This window comes from Sediminispirochaeta smaragdinae DSM 11293 (genome assembly GCF_000143985.1).
GTDB lineage: Bacteria > Spirochaetota > Spirochaetia > DSM-16054 > Sediminispirochaetaceae > Sediminispirochaeta > Sediminispirochaeta smaragdinae.
Genome location: NC_014364.1, coordinates 1,149,609 through 1,163,535, shown reverse-complemented (window position 1 = coordinate 1,163,535; position 13,927 = coordinate 1,149,609). Strand labels below are relative to the sequence as shown.

12 protein-coding genes are annotated in these 13,927 nt (G+C 49.6%); 2 read left to right on the top strand and 10 right to left on the bottom strand.

Annotated features, from left to right (window positions below; genetic code table 11):
- The 10 genes from SPIRS_RS05560 to SPIRS_RS05515 form a co-directional block, all read right to left on the bottom strand.
- On the bottom strand, positions 1-2,484 hold the full coding sequence (locus tag SPIRS_RS05560) for a xanthine dehydrogenase family protein molybdopterin-binding subunit (protein ID WP_013253699.1): 2,484 nt from the start codon (positions 2,482-2,484) through the stop codon (positions 1-3).
- 1 nt (position 2,485) lies between these two features.
- Positions 2,486-2,986, bottom strand: a complete 501-nt coding sequence (locus SPIRS_RS05555; protein ID WP_013253698.1) for a (2Fe-2S)-binding protein — start codon at positions 2,984-2,986, stop codon at positions 2,486-2,488.
- A gap of 149 nt (positions 2,987-3,135) precedes the next feature.
- A complete protein-coding gene (locus SPIRS_RS05550; RefSeq protein WP_013253697.1) occupies positions 3,136-3,780 on the bottom strand; it encodes a response regulator in 645 nt (214 codons plus the stop codon).
- Positions 3,781-3,816: 36 nt separating this feature from the next.
- Positions 3,817-5,517: a PocR ligand-binding domain-containing protein gene (locus tag SPIRS_RS05545; RefSeq protein WP_013253696.1), complete on the bottom strand. Its 1,701-nt coding sequence runs from the start codon at positions 5,515-5,517 to the stop codon at positions 3,817-3,819.
- A 112-nt stretch (positions 5,518-5,629) separates the two neighbouring features.
- The gene (locus SPIRS_RS05540; protein ID WP_013253695.1) at positions 5,630-6,574 is read right to left on the bottom strand and encodes a carbohydrate kinase family protein; all 945 of its coding nucleotides are present in this window, start codon (positions 6,572-6,574) and stop codon (positions 5,630-5,632) included.
- Positions 6,575-6,690: 116 nt separating this feature from the next.
- A complete protein-coding gene (locus SPIRS_RS05535; RefSeq protein ID WP_013253694.1) occupies positions 6,691-7,977 on the bottom strand; it encodes an ABC transporter substrate-binding protein in 1,287 nt (428 codons plus the stop codon).
- Between the two features lie 51 nt (positions 7,978-8,028).
- Positions 8,029-8,880, bottom strand: a complete 852-nt coding sequence (locus SPIRS_RS05530; protein ID WP_013253693.1) for a carbohydrate ABC transporter permease — start codon at positions 8,878-8,880, stop codon at positions 8,029-8,031.
- A 44-nt stretch (positions 8,881-8,924) separates the two neighbouring features.
- Positions 8,925-9,836 (bottom strand): carbohydrate ABC transporter permease, encoded by a 912-nt coding sequence (locus tag SPIRS_RS05525; protein WP_013253692.1) that lies wholly within the window; start codon positions 9,834-9,836, stop codon positions 8,925-8,927.
- Complete coding sequence (locus SPIRS_RS05520; RefSeq protein ID WP_013253691.1) at positions 9,826-11,157, bottom strand: class II D-tagatose-bisphosphate aldolase, non-catalytic subunit; 1,332 nt, start codon at positions 11,155-11,157, stop codon at positions 9,826-9,828. Before SPIRS_RS05520 ends, SPIRS_RS05525 begins: the two co-directional genes overlap by 11 nt.
- Positions 11,157-12,350 (bottom strand): SIS domain-containing protein, encoded by a 1,194-nt coding sequence (locus tag SPIRS_RS05515; RefSeq protein ID WP_013253690.1) that lies wholly within the window; start codon positions 12,348-12,350, stop codon positions 11,157-11,159. Before SPIRS_RS05515 ends, SPIRS_RS05520 begins: the two co-directional genes overlap by 1 nt.
- A 163-nt stretch (positions 12,351-12,513) precedes the next feature.
- Here SPIRS_RS05515 and SPIRS_RS05510 point away from each other — a divergent pair, with 163 nt between their 5' ends.
- Both SPIRS_RS05510 and SPIRS_RS05505 read left to right on the top strand, forming a co-directional pair.
- On the top strand, positions 12,514-13,275 hold the full coding sequence (locus tag SPIRS_RS05510) for a DeoR/GlpR family DNA-binding transcription regulator (RefSeq protein ID WP_013253689.1): 762 nt from the start codon (positions 12,514-12,516) through the stop codon (positions 13,273-13,275).
- Positions 13,276-13,297: 22 nt separating this feature from the next.
- Positions 13,298-13,915 (top strand): histidine phosphatase family protein, encoded by a 618-nt coding sequence (locus SPIRS_RS05505; RefSeq protein WP_013253688.1) that lies wholly within the window; start codon positions 13,298-13,300, stop codon positions 13,913-13,915.
- The last annotated feature ends 12 nt before the right edge of the window (positions 13,916-13,927 follow it).

Here is a 13,927-nt window from a genome sequence, read left to right as displayed (position 1 = left end):
TTAGAAGACCCCCTTCTCTTTGGCTTTTTGGATTGCTTTGATGACCTTATTCGGCGTCATCGGATGTTCATCGACCCATTCCCCAATAGCGTTATGGATCGCATTCCCGATTACAAAGGGAACGACAGTAGCACAATCCTCTCCTATACCGACCAATCCATAGGGGCCATAGCCCATTCCGGTCTCTACAAGAATGTTTTCCGTGGCTTCGATATCGCGAAATGTCCAAACCTTATAGTCGATCAAATTACCATTCAATTTGACACCGGTTTTCGGGTCGTACACAACCTCTTCTGCCATGCCTCGCCCTGCTCCCATATACGCACCACCGTATTGCTGGCCTTCGCAGGTGTCGGGACTTAAGGCCTTGCCTACGTCGTTGATATTGACGATTTTCTTGATATCCACTTCACCCGTTTCAGGATCAACCTCAACTTCTGAAAAATATCCCTGCCGACACAGACGGTGCCGTCCCTCTTCACAACCATAGCGGCCCTGGCGGTGATAGGCCCACTCAAAGAGCGGAGCCCGGCTACCGGCCTGATTCAATACGGTCCGTTTGACCACTTCCGCTACAGGTACACTGATACTCGGATCAGCCTTTACAAAAACCATACTGTCCTTGACGTCAAGTTCTTCCGGTTTTCGGTTGGGAAAAGCAGGAGGATATTCAATTTCAATAAGTTTGATGGGTGTTGTGGCGTATTCGAGGAGTTTCTTCTTGGCTTTCCTTGCCATGTTGCAGCTTACATATGCGTCGGTACACAAGTTGCAGGAACCGTCAGGAGTCATCATCTGGAAACCGGTCTCTTCAAAAAAGCGCCAGTTAACATCTTCCAGTTTCAGCCCGAGCTCCTCTGCAACGATCTCACAGTGGGTAGTCATGGGATTGACGCCGTCGTCCGACTTTTGTGCCAGGATGTCCACCGTACCATCACAATGCATAATAAGCCCGGCACTTGCAGATCCTCTGTTGTCGTCCCATTCATGGTCCCAGGTAAAACCGATGCCGTGCAGCTTTCCATTCGGCAGCATCTTTTTTCCAGGTTCATGCCACTTCTTGTCCCACTCTATGGCCGCTTTACCCTTCTTAATGATTTCGGCGAGGCTGTCCCGATCCGGAAATCCGTGTTCTTTCTTGAATTTGGAAAGATACTTCATGTCCTTGCCGCCTACACCATCGTTCTTCAGGGCAACGACCGTCGGATCCAGGCCCGTTGCTTCAGCAACGTGAGCGAAGACCGCACTAAAGCAGAAACAGTTGTGGTTCTGTTCGCAGCGGAACCACCAGGCCGGTGCAACATTTGTTTGGGCCTCTACGTAGTTAAGAAGCAGGTTGGGAATACGGGTGTTGTCTTCAAAGTGATCGATACCGTACTGTCCCATCTTTGCCACAATATTATCAATCTTGACCGCAGTGATGGTTCCGTCATTCGTAAAACCAACCTTGAAGTGGGTATTGGAATCCGCATCCTGAGAAAGGGAATAAAAATTGTCCCGTCGATTGTAGAGGGTTTTGACCGGCCGCCCTGTGCGCTTCGATAGGATGGCACTGACCACATGCAACCCGTGGGTATGGTGCATCATGGGGTTTCCGCCTCCACCGAAATGGCAGCCCTGATACGGAACATGGAGTTTTATCTTATTGAGAGGAACGCCCGTTACCGCGCTCAGCAGGCACTTCCCGTCATAGGCTTGCTGCTGATGGGCCCAAATCTCCATGTTGTCTCCCCTCCAGAGAATGACATCACTCATGGGCTCGGCGTCGGCTACCGAATAGGGGTTCCGCTTGATGCTGAATTCGATAACCTTATCCGCTTCCTGGAAACCCTTCTCTACATCCCCGTGTTCGATACGAACCTTTCTGAGCATGTTGTTTTTGTCGTTCAGCTCCGGGGCAGCGGGAGGAGCACCGGGTTTAAGGGCCTCTATGGGATTAAGAACCACATCCCGCTCTTCCCATTCAACCTCTACCAGATTAATAGCCTCTTCTGCTATTTGAAGGCTTTCGGCGGCGACGGCAACACCCGAATGGGCACCTTCCCACCATGCAAAGCCGTCAAGAACCCGACCGCCCCCCTGCATCCACTGCTCCTGGGTAACGGCAAGTTCTTCTTTGCCTTTGTAAAAAGCCTGCCCGTCAGAAGCGAGGTGGCCCGCATTAAACTTCGTATTCGTCCCGAGCAGCGCCTTGTTCTGCAGCTCCGGGTCATCGAAACGTAAAATCGCACGTACTCCGGGCAAGGCTTCAGCCTTTGATGTATCGAGACTTTTGATAACGGCATTCGCATAGGGTGACATCATGATCTTGCAATAGAGCATGCCGGGAAGGCTCACATCACGGGTATATTGAGCCGTACCGCCCGCTTTTTCCCTGCCGTCCATTCGCGCTATGCCCCGTTTTCCAAGAAACTCAAAGGCTTCCGGGATGTATCTGTCATGAACCAGGGGCTCATATTCCATGATTTTCGGTTCGTCGGACATTTCAGACTGCCTCCTTCTCCTGTAATCTTTTGGCTGCATCCTGCACCGCTCTTACATGCGCCGGATATGTTCCACATCTGCAGATGTTGCCCTCCAGAGCCGAAATAATCTCTTCCTTCGACGGATTTGCATTTCGGTCCAACAAGGCCTTCGCCGTTACCACAAAACCCGGAGTACAATAGCCACACTGCATTGCATGGTTGTCGGCATACGCCTGTACCAGCGGGTGCCCCATTTTGTTGATCTGTTCGATGGTTTCAATCCGGTGTCCCTCGCATTCAATCGCCAGCGTCATGCAGGAAAGCACCGGCCTGCCGTCCATGATTACGGTACAGGAGCCGCAGGCACCTCTATCGCACATCTCCTTCGTTCCTGTTAAGCCGATCCTGTCGTGCAAAACCTCACGCAGGGTCTCTTGGGGTTCGACGACCAAATGGTGCTCATCATCGTTTATGTGAAGCGTTATTCTTCTGGCGCCGCCCTCTTCGTCGACCTTAACCATAATTTTCGAACCTCCCTTGTTCTCCTACATATCTGCTTACACTATAGAAGAGGTACAACCAGCGGTAAATCGCACAAAAGGGGGGAAGATTATCCCCCAAAAGGGGGATTTTAAGAGGATATGATCCCTGCAGTAATTAATTGACTGTACTAAGAGTTAAGAATCTTTTTTTCTGCGGCAACCTGAACGGCCTGGACCCGGTTGGTCACCTCTAACTTGCGGAAAATATGTTTTATATGACTTTTTACCGTCTCGCAGCTGATGAAAAGCTCATCCGCTATCTCTTTATTCTCTTTTCCTTCCAGCATACATCGTAAAACATCCTTCTCTCTTGTGGTCAGAGAAGAGCCGGAATCCTTTGCGTCAGAAAGATCATCAATGGTCAGATTCAGTAGGTAGGGAGAAACCGCAGGAATCCCTTTACAGAGGCTGCCGATAATCTGAACCAGGGCATCGATATCGACACACTTAAGGAGGTAGCCGTCGGCACCGGCAGCCATGGCATCACGGACATAGTGATCATCCTCGAGTGCCGACAATACAAGAATTTTCAACTTCGGCAGGGCCTTGCGAAGAACCTTGATGGCACTGATTCCGGAGAGCCCCGGCATATCGACATCGACCAATGCCATATCCGGCTTACAAGCAATGATACGCTCCACCGCGTCAAAGCCGTTCTCCGCCTCACCGACGACCTCAAGATTCGACAGCTGATTCAGACTTAAACGCAGACCGCAGCGAAAGAGAGGATGATCATCGCAGATAAAAATCGTTGATTGCTTTTCTCCTTCCATACCATCCCCCTTTCTGATACGCCTCTTATCGTCCTACTATAGTTCGATACCCGCCGTTTGAAATTTGATCTTCGTATCGGCAGGGAGAAGAAAGTAGAAACGGCTTCCGTAGAGCTCTCCTTTCCGATCCGAACAGACAGGCGAAGCAACCCCGATCACACCGTGATGAGCCGTTACCGCCAGTTTGCAAAAGGCAAGCCCAAGTCCCCCCCCTCCCGGGATGCAGGAATCCCGGCATCTGGAAGTAGAAAATTTATCAAAAATGGCGTATTCGGCACCCTTTTTAATACCAGGCCCCTGGTCGCTCATTTCCGTCAATACGTAGTGTTGTTCATCTTTTTCCCGATCAAGTAGGCATTCCGAAAGATAGGGACAATCACGGGGAGAAACATAGCGACTTTCGATGTGAATCGTTCCGCCAAAAGGACTGAATTTTATGGCATTTTCCAATAGGTTTAGACATATGCGAATAAGACGCAAGCGGTCGCCCATGAAATTCAACGCAGCCGTCGGAGGATTGTACACAATAGCGACGTCCTTCTCCTGCGCAATTAATTCTATCTGGTCGATACTCTGCCTGAGTATCGTTCGCATATCCAAGATCTCCTTACGAAGCCGCAGTTCGCCATTTTCATGCTGATAGATATCAAGATAATCCATGACCATTCGCGAAAGCTGTTGAGTCGTACCAAGAGAAAGCCTTACCACCTCATCCTGTTCGGGATTCAGGGTTCCGAGAACCCCGGAGGATAAAAGCTGCATCGCCTTCTGGATGGAAAAAACAGGGTTTTTCAGATCGTGCGTCATCATACCGATGAGATCTTCCTTCAACTGCTCAATGGCAAACTCCTGAGAAACATCCCGTAATACCGCCACACAGGCAAGGTGGGCCTGTTGCTCTTTATCCTTATCAAAGGAGACCTGGACGGGGATTTTCTTATCTGAGGCAGTGGCAAGTTGTATTGCCGCCCTACCATGGCCCTTTTCCCTAACGGTGGAAAGCATCTTCTCATAGGTCGACAGCGAATCATCATCACCGAGGAATTCGGAAAAGTCCTGGCCAATGATCTCATGCTTGTTAAAGCCCGTCATGTAGCCGACGGCATCATTTGCCATGGAAATTCGCCCCTGCGTATCAATCGAGACAATTCCATCGCTGACCATATTGATGATCCGATCCAGGTAACGCCGTGTCTGTTTGGAATGAACATACGTATTCCAAGCAAGTTCACTTATCGTTCGGGTTATCACCTGCAGGAAATCGACAATGGCATCCATCCGTTCGGGGCTGATAATCGGAATACTGCTGACGGCCTGAAGATAGCCATCAAGATCTTTGATTCCTATTGCACAGGCATGCCGCCGGGCACAATCCTCATCGATGGGCTTATAGAGGATTTGGCCGCACATAAAACTGGCGATATGGTAGTTTCCAACGATGATAGGCGAGGTACAATCGATCAATCCGGCATTCAGACAGGTATAACTGACACGCTTTTTCAGCTTCGCCGACATCTCTGCCCCGTAGCGATCGCTTTTATAACAGAGCTGCTTTCCCTTCTCTGTGGACCGGCAATAGTCACTACACAGATGCGTCCAATTGTACTGTTCACTGATTGGCTCGCCCTCGGGACTGATGATGAAACTCGAAACCCCCGTGATCTGGGTAAAACCGCGCAGCACTTCGTCCAGCTGTTCCTTTTCAACCAGTTCAAGGAGTTGAAGATTTTCCGTCATACAGCACTCCAATCATAATGAGAGGAAGAGGGAGATCTTTGCGATCTCATCTATAGTGATCCCTCGCCCCTCTATGATACCATAGGCATAGAGAAAATTGTATGAAGAAAGTTTAAAGGAGGGGGTTCTCCACCATCGAATAGAGTTTCTCACGGGTAAACCTTTCGGAATTACCGCCGAGAAAGGTACAGGCCAGGGCTCCTGCGGCCTGAGCAAGGTGAATTGCCCGACAGGCATCCTGTCCCGCTGCGATCGTTGCATACAGAAACGCCGCGGCAAAGCTGTCTCCGGCACCTGTAGGATCATATACGTGATCGACATCCACGGGGGGGTAAAGGTTCCCTCCCATATAGCTTCCCTTTGGTCCCAGTTTAATGATTGGACAAGGGGTCTTCTTAGCAAGGGCTTCCCATGCCATTTCCCAGTCAGGCTTCCTATCCGATATCCCGCAGTGCTTAACTGCAAGGGATATTGCTTCCGATTCATTGACAAAAAGCCACGTGATATAGGGCAGCCATTGATCGGCAAACGGCCATGTTTGGGAGGGATCCCACTGTGTATCAAGAGAAGTCGTCAATCCCTTATCATATGCGGCTTGCAGAACCTGGGTAACATTCGGGAGGAATTGCGTTGTCCCGTATATCCCGGAGAGGTGGAGATGACCGTAGTCGTGCATCTCCTGTTTGAGGGTCTCTGTTTCATCCGCTACATCAAGGCTTCCACGATAGGTCACCTGGGTACGAGTCGAACCATGTATCATGCTCACCGTGATACCAGTCTCCAGGTTTTCCATGCGCCGCAGGAGCGTAAGCCCGACGCCAGCATTCCTGAGATACTCCATGACCTGACGGCCGTTCGTGTCATCTCCCAGCAGGCCGCAGAAATCACACGATCCGCCCAGTCGAGCATATGCGGCAGCGGTTATGGTACCGGAACCGCCGAGCGCGGTCGTATATCCTTTGCAGAAGACCTCCCTATCCTCCTGAGGCGGGGTATCGAGATCGGAAAAAATGAAATCAATGTTTGCATCACCGGCAAAAAGCACTTTTTCTGGCACAGGGCTCTCCTTACCTACTGTTCCGAATCCTGGTGATTGAAGGAACGTAATTTCTTTCTACGGAAATATGCAGAGGAGCCCTATCGCTAAGGCTCCTCCATGGTCAGAATTATATACTACTCATGCAGGATCATGCCGTTGTATTCTCTGCCTTTTAGAAATTCGGCGATTTCGTCCCCAACATCCTGAGCGCTCTTTGTTCCCTGGAACATCTGCTGCACCGCAACAATTGTTTTTTGTACAAGCTCATCATACCAGTCCACGAGGGGAAGAGCCTGAGCAACGGCGGACTGCTTTCCAAACTGAACCCAGTAGGGGTACTTTTCGAGTAAATCGGGATCATTGTAGGAACGCTTAAACAGCGGCAAACTTCCGATCTCCATGGCCCGCTCTTTATCGCGATCATGAGAGATCATATAGCGAATATACTTCCATGCAGCCTCTTTATTATCGCTTGCCTTTGGAATGGCAAAGGCCTCGGGAAGGGTCAGGGTCGCCTGCAGACCAACTGCCTTTGCGGGAAGCCATTCGGAAACCTCTACATCTCCGACGACTTGTGACTTCGTGGGGTCATTGGCATAGCTGAATGTACTGGGAGGTCCCTGAAAGAAAAATGCGGACGAACCGCGGTAGAAGAGGTCGGCTGCGGCCTCCTGTGAAAGGGTAATGCTGGAAGGATTGACAATCTTCTGTTTATACAGCATATCGTACATAAACTGCAGGGCTTCCACAGCTTCCGGCTTATTAATCGTGATGTTTCCATCCTTATCAAAGTAGTTCGCCCCAAAGCTGTAAAGATAAAAAGCCAAAGAGTTTGCAAGGGCCCATTCCTGGTTCCAGTATTCGGCTATCGGGTAATCGGTAAGCCCTGCACGTTTCAGCTTCTCGGACTGTGCCACAACATCCGCCCATGTTCTGGGAGGAGCAGTAATTCCCGCTTTTTCCAACATTGCTTTGTTGTAGAAGAAAAAACGGGTATCATTATTCCAACTGACTCCAAGAATTTTTCCGTCTACCGTAAAGGTATTCAACAAGCCGGGCAAAAGGGTGTTAAAATAGTCGCTATCACCGTAATCATTTAAGGGTTCCACCCAACCGGCAGCAGCGAATTTTTCAACCCAGCCATTGTCGAATTCAATCACGTCATAGGAATTGCCGCCCGCTGCAAGGTCGGTCATGACCTTGGTCTGGACCTCATCCCATGACATCTGAATGAACTCCACCTGGATTCCCGTGGACTCTTCGAACTCTCTTGTTTGCCGCTCCCAAATGCCCACCAAGTCCATCTCATGGCGAGGCATGATCACCGTGATTCTTTCCGCACTCTCGGCATCCCCCGATGCGAAAAGCGTTCCTCCCACCAGCATAAGCGCCAGAAGAAGAGCAATTACCTTCCTTTTCATACTAAACACTCCTTTCCCTTTACGGGGATTGTTTTTAGAAAGTCGAAACGATTATCCCTTTACAGATCCTGCGGTTAAGCCTTGAACAATATATTTTTGAAACAACAAGGCCAAAAGGACGGGAGGAATACTGGCAACAACACCTGCCGCGGCCATCGCAACATAATCCACCCCTACCTTGCTTGAATATTCGGAAATAATCACACTGATGGTCTTCGACTTGATTGTGGAACTAAGAATCAGGGCAGAAAAGAACTCATTCCAGGCAATGATAAAGGCAAATATCCCGCTTGCCGCCAGCCCCGGTGTGGATAGGGGCATAACAATTCTGAAAATAGTTCCAAAGCGGGAACAACCATCGATACACGCCATCTCTTCCAGACTTCTGGGAATAGACTCAAAAAAACTGCGCATCAGCCAAATCACCAGGGGAAGAATAAATGCACAGTCCGCTATGATGAGGGCCGGTATGGTATTCAGCAACCCGATCTTGCTCATGATGATGTAAATTGGAATGATCAGCACGATCATCGGCATGACCTGCGTCACGAGAATAAATGAAAAGACGACATTTTTTCCCCGGAACCGCAACCGTGAAAAGGCATAGGCTGCCAGGGAGCCCGCAAAAAGGCAAAACAGGGTAGCAACCCCTGCGATGATCAGGCTGTTGAGTAATCCATATTTCAGCGAGGCATTGATACCGCTGCTGCCGGTCACAATCTGGCGGTAATTTTCCAGATTTAACGAATCGGGTATCCATTTTAGCGGTATGGAGGTTAACTCCACCCGATGGGAGACACTACTGATGACAAGCCAGAGATATGGAATCAATATGCTCAAACAGACAAACAACACCGCAGCGTAGAGTAATACAAGGCCGCCCTTTTTATATTCGCCAACCATCACATAGCTCCCCGTTCTGTTCCCTGCCGGGGCAGGTTTTGTACTTACCCTTCGACATCCAAGCCTCCTTTCAAACTTTTCATATAAAGCATAGAGAGTCCTATCGTCAGGATTGTCAGTAGATACGCAAGGGCAGAGCCATAACCGAAATTAAGGAATTGAAAGGTATTCTGATATATGTAGTACGAAAACATATTGGTACCGTTTGCAGGCCCGCCCTTTGTGATGATATAGATAAGATCAAATTCCTTGAGTGCCCATACCGTCTTGATGATAATCAAGGTAACAATGATCGGTTTGAGCAAGGGAAGTGTTATTCGAGAAAAACGCTTCATGCCTCTTGCACCGTCAATGGCTGCGGCTTCATAGAGTTCTGCCGGTATAGACTGCAAAGCGGCAAGTATGAGAATAACGGCAACAGGGGTCTCCTTCCATATATTTGCGCAAATGACGATGACCATTGCGGCCTTTGGGTTTCCCAGCCAGATTTTGTATGTATCGATAAGACCGAGCTGGGTCAATGCTGCATTGAAAGCCCCGTAATTCGCATCAAAAATCCACTTCCACATGATGCCGTTTACCACATAGGGCAGCGCCCAGGGAAGGATGACAAGCCCCCGTACGAATCCCCTCCCCACAAATTTCTGATTAAGCAACATGGCGATTGCCACCCCCAGACAGGTCTCCGTCAGAACAGTTGAAACACCAAAAATAGTCGTACGCAACATCGAAGCCCAAAACAGAGGGGCTTTGAGGGCCGTTATATAATTTTTTAAGCCGATAAAAATCCCGCTTCCCGGTTTCGTAAGCTTCAAATCGGTAAAGCTTAGTCCCAGGGAAGTAACCATTGGAAATATAAGTACCCCCAAAACAATCAGCAAAGCGGGAGTTAAAAGGATGGCGGCAAGGACTGATTCCCTTTCGAAAAAGTCGGAAGAAACGAGCTTATTCGGCATGAACACATCCTCTGTTCGAAAAGCACGCTTGTTCATAGCGTGATAATTCGGCATCAATAGCGTACATAACGAATTCGCGGGGATCATGAAGGCCTGAAAGAAACATGGATGTAGTGTGAGGACCGGAAAAACGGGGTAAGTATTGAGAAACGAGCCCCGGTGTAACTCTTTCGTGAATATCAATGGACTGAAAGAGCTGTTCGACCTCCTGCACTAACACGGGATCGTCCCAGTAGTATCGGACCCGATCCGATAAGGAAAAGATGAGCTCTGTATCATCCCCTTTGGCGTAGTAGTCACGCCAGTACTTGTCGTTGCGGCGCATGATAAGGGACAAGGATTCAAGAATTCGATTTTTGCTTCTTCCATGAAGTCGTTGTTCGATATAGGCAAGACCGACAAGAGCTTCACGATATGCAAAGGTCAGGGCCGGACCGACCTTTAAGAAAGCAAACCCATCACGGGCCAGAGCGCCTAACGCCTCACTGCTCTGGTAATCGGTAGAGTGTGCCTCGAAAAAGAGATTTGCTTTCACCGAAAAGATCTGCTTGAGCTCTTCGGCATGCCTTCTTTTGTACGGATGGACGATCTCCGAACCGAACTCCAATCCGGGCTGCACAACAACCCCGATGACCCGCCTCCAGGCATCATGAAGCCCAAACGAGTAAAAGGCCTCTTCATGAAGCTCAAGGGTGGAAAGCAGCGATGCATAGCTTGTAGGAGCTGGCCCAGTCTCGGGTTCAGCGTCGTCATCCAGGGTCCCCCCGGGAACAGGAACCTCCGTTCCTATAACATAGACGGGAGGAAGAAAAGGCTTGCCCTTTGTGGCCGCCTTTTCATATTCATCTTCCGCGGCCCTGCAAAGCTGTGCCGCCCGCGATGCAGCGATCCTCGGATCAGGAACGGCGGTGGTATCCCCTCCCAAATGCATACTTGCATCGAGGTGTATTTTACGGGCCCCCGCAGCAACAAAGGCCCGTACAAGTGTCTCAGCCGATTGCATGGCTTTTTCCGCCGCCAGTTTCCTCCAGGGATAGGGACCCAGGTGGTCGCCGCCGAAAACAATGCTTTCTCGATCTGCTCCGTAACGGTCGCATAGCCCCTGGAGCCTTGCGGCAAAATCGGAAGGGCGCATACCCGTGTAACCGCCTTCCTGGTTCACCTGATTGGCCGTAGCCTCGATAAGGAGCGGCAGTCCACTACGTACGGAACGACGCACCGCAGTTTCAAGAACCAATTGATTTGCCGAGCATACCGAATAGAGGCTAAAGGGATCATCGTTTTCTCGGGCCGTTATGAGTTCTTCAAAAATGTCACGCATTACGCTTTATTCTCACTAGTTGAATAGGGATAGATCGTAACGCCGCTCACCACACGATGTATCACCCCTTCCGGCGAAGGGGCATCGGGGTTGAGGCCCAATGATAATGCAACAAAAAATCCGATGATCTGGCCTGCCAGGGTTACCATCATGGCACGGTTATCATCATCGGAATCGATGGCTGAATCGGTCTGGAAGATATAATCGGCAAGGCCCTCTATATCCTCCCTCTTATTGCAGATTGCCACTATCTTCTTTCCCATCTTTTTTTTGCGAAGTTCTTTTGCCAAATCGATCTCATACAATCGCCGATAGGGGTCGGATGAAAAGAGAATAACAAGTAAGCTCTCCGAATTGACGGCTGCCATAAAGCCGTGACGAAATCCTAACGTATCCTCGGCCTTTGCCATAACTTCCCCCCCGGAGAGCTCCTGAACTTTTAGATGGGCCTCCAAGGCTCCCCCGAAACAAGGCCTGGATGCCACAAAAAAGATTCTCTGGAAACCTTCCCGAACCATACGCGATGCCATCTCAGGAAAATCATTCAGAAACCGTTCCCCTATGTTCGCCAAAGCATCGACCTTTTCCCGGTACCTGCCGACATCACCATGCACCACGGCACGCAGCATGAAACCAGCCACGGCCATTGAGGTAAAGGAAGAGGTCATCGCCAGACCCCTATCATTTGTTCCTTCAGGAAGGACTATGACAAATCCCCTTTTCCCCAAGCCGTCGACAATGTGTGCCAATGAGCCATCGGGGTTACAGGTGATAGCCACATGCTTAACAGAGCCGGGACGCAGTTTCTCGGCCAACGATATAACGGCATTGGTTTCAGGGCTTTCTCCCGAACGTGCAAAAGAGATAAGGACAAATTCTTCGCGGGGAAAGGAGGATTCGGGATCCATCACCATCTCGGTCGATGAAATAGCTTCTACCGTCGAAAAAACTCTTTTCAATGCCGGGGTGATCGACATTCCGACATAGTGAGAACTTCCGGCCCCGGAAAAAAGGAGGTTCGAGCTCGGGCCCCAAAAAGAAACGAGCTTGGGAAGGAGCTTCTCTATTAAAGCCCCGGTCTGCCGCCATAGCGCAGGCTGAGCCATAATTTCTGTTGCGGTATGAATACACCCGTGTATTTCTCGATGATACTCATCGAGATGCTTTGTCAGCGTATTAATAGGAATTGCCATATGCTCCTCTTTTTTCGTTGTTATTTGATATACTATGAAGCAAACAATCATTTGTCAATAAAAATTATGCTATTTTTAATCGTTTTTGATCGTTTTAGTTTATTAATGAGCACATATTGTATCAAATCAAGATTTCGGTTATGCTTTCGAGGAGAGAGGAAACATGATTCGGGAAAAACGATTCGAACTTATTCTAAGTGAATTAGGGAAACGGGAAATCGTCGATGGAGATGAATTAGCGGTACTGCTCGGGGTTTCGAGAGCAACGATACGACGCGACCTGGATGTGCTGGAGGAGAGAGGATCCTTACAGCGGACCCATGGAGGGGCACGTCTGGTGGATTCCGACGAAGAGCTCCCCTTTCATTCAAAACTATTAGCCTATGCCCAGGAAAAACGGGCCATTGGAATTGCCACAGCCGAAGCAATCCCGGAAGGAAGCGTCATCGGTTGTACCGGCGGGACCACCCTTATGTCCGTAGTGAAACACTTAAAAGGGAAAGAGGTCACCATTATAACGAACGCCATCAATATTGCCATGGAACTCGCCCCTTCCCAAAAGGCTCAGGTAATCGTGACGGGAGGATCCCTGCGATCAAGATCCTATGAATTAGTCGGACACGTGGCGGACCGGACGCTGTCGGAGCTGAATCTCGATATTGCGATCATCGGCGTAGACGGCATAGATATTAATCGAGGAATTTCGACGTATACTATGCAGGAAGCCCATACAGCATCTCTATATGTAACCCAGGCAAAAAGCGTTTGGGTCGTCACCGATCACAGCAAGGTAGGCAGGGTAGCCCCGGCCGTCATAGCGCCGATTTCCGATGTAAACAAACTTTTTACCGATCCGGGTTTAGCCCCGGAATTCCGTTCGCAGCTTGCATCGGCAGGCGTCGAAGTTACCATCGCCGACATGTAGAAAAAACAACGGAGGAACAGTAATGGTACTCTATCTTATCCGTCATGCGGAGAGTGTTGCAAATAAGGAACGCATTTTGGCAAGCAGGCTTCCGTATCACCTCACCGCCGAAGGAAAACACGATGCAGATTTAATAGCATCGGAATTGAAACGGGAGACCTCTCTGGACAGGATCATCTCATCGCCGCTTGTACGGGCGGTTGAAACGGCAGAGTCCTTCGGCAAGGCCTTCTCACTCCCTATCGAGACCGATGATCGATTATCGGAACACGACCTTGGAATTTTTTCGGGAAAAGGGTACGACGAGGTAAAAACCATTGAATCATACGAAAGCGATCCTCTTAAGCGATGGGATTGGTGTCCCGAAGGGGGAGAATCCTACGCCATGATAGCCGCCAGGGTAAAAGATTTTCTCCACTCCTTGGAAGAGCTCCCGGCGAATCAGAAGGTCCTCATTGTGACTCACGCCATTGCCCTCAGGCTTATTCATGCCGTCTTGAAACATACCCTCCCCCACTATCCGACCACGTTTCCGAACAATGGCGAGATATGGAAAGTCGATTTCACCAAGACAGGAGCGGTACATGAAATAAAATCCCTGCTGTTGGGCAACAGCAGGGATTTTATGCACCGGCCTTAGGCTGATGGAATC

Bases quoted from the DNA above. Each gene is read 5' to 3' on its own strand.
- SPIRS_RS05560 (WP_013253699.1), bottom strand. From the start codon at position 2,484: ATGTCCGACGAACCGAAAATCATGGAATATGAGCCCCTGGTTCATGAC.
- SPIRS_RS05555 (WP_013253698.1), bottom strand. From the start codon at position 2,986: ATGGTTAAGGTCGACGAAGAGGGCGGCGCCAGAAGAATAACGCTTCAC.
- SPIRS_RS05550 (WP_013253697.1), bottom strand. From the start codon at position 3,780: ATGGAAGGAGAAAAGCAATCAACGATTTTTATCTGCGATGATCATCCT.
- SPIRS_RS05545 (WP_013253696.1), bottom strand. From the start codon at position 5,517: ATGACGGAAAATCTTCAACTCCTTGAACTGGTTGAAAAGGAACAGCTG.
- SPIRS_RS05535 (WP_013253694.1), bottom strand. From the start codon at position 7,977: ATGAAAAGGAAGGTAATTGCTCTTCTTCTGGCGCTTATGCTGGTGGGA.
- SPIRS_RS05530 (WP_013253693.1), bottom strand. From the start codon at position 8,880: ATGGTTGGCGAATATAAAAAGGGCGGCCTTGTATTACTCTACGCTGCG.
- SPIRS_RS05525 (WP_013253692.1), bottom strand. From the start codon at position 9,836: ATGCCGAATAAGCTCGTTTCTTCCGACTTTTTCGAAAGGGAATCAGTC.
- SPIRS_RS05520 (WP_013253691.1), bottom strand. From the start codon at position 11,157: ATGCGTGACATTTTTGAAGAACTCATAACGGCCCGAGAAAACGATGAT.
- SPIRS_RS05515 (WP_013253690.1), bottom strand. From the start codon at position 12,350: ATGGCAATTCCTATTAATACGCTGACAAAGCATCTCGATGAGTATCAT.
- SPIRS_RS05510 (WP_013253689.1), top strand. From the start codon at position 12,514: ATGATTCGGGAAAAACGATTCGAACTTATTCTAAGTGAATTAGGGAAA.
- SPIRS_RS05505 (WP_013253688.1), top strand. From the start codon at position 13,298: ATGGTACTCTATCTTATCCGTCATGCGGAGAGTGTTGCAAATAAGGAA.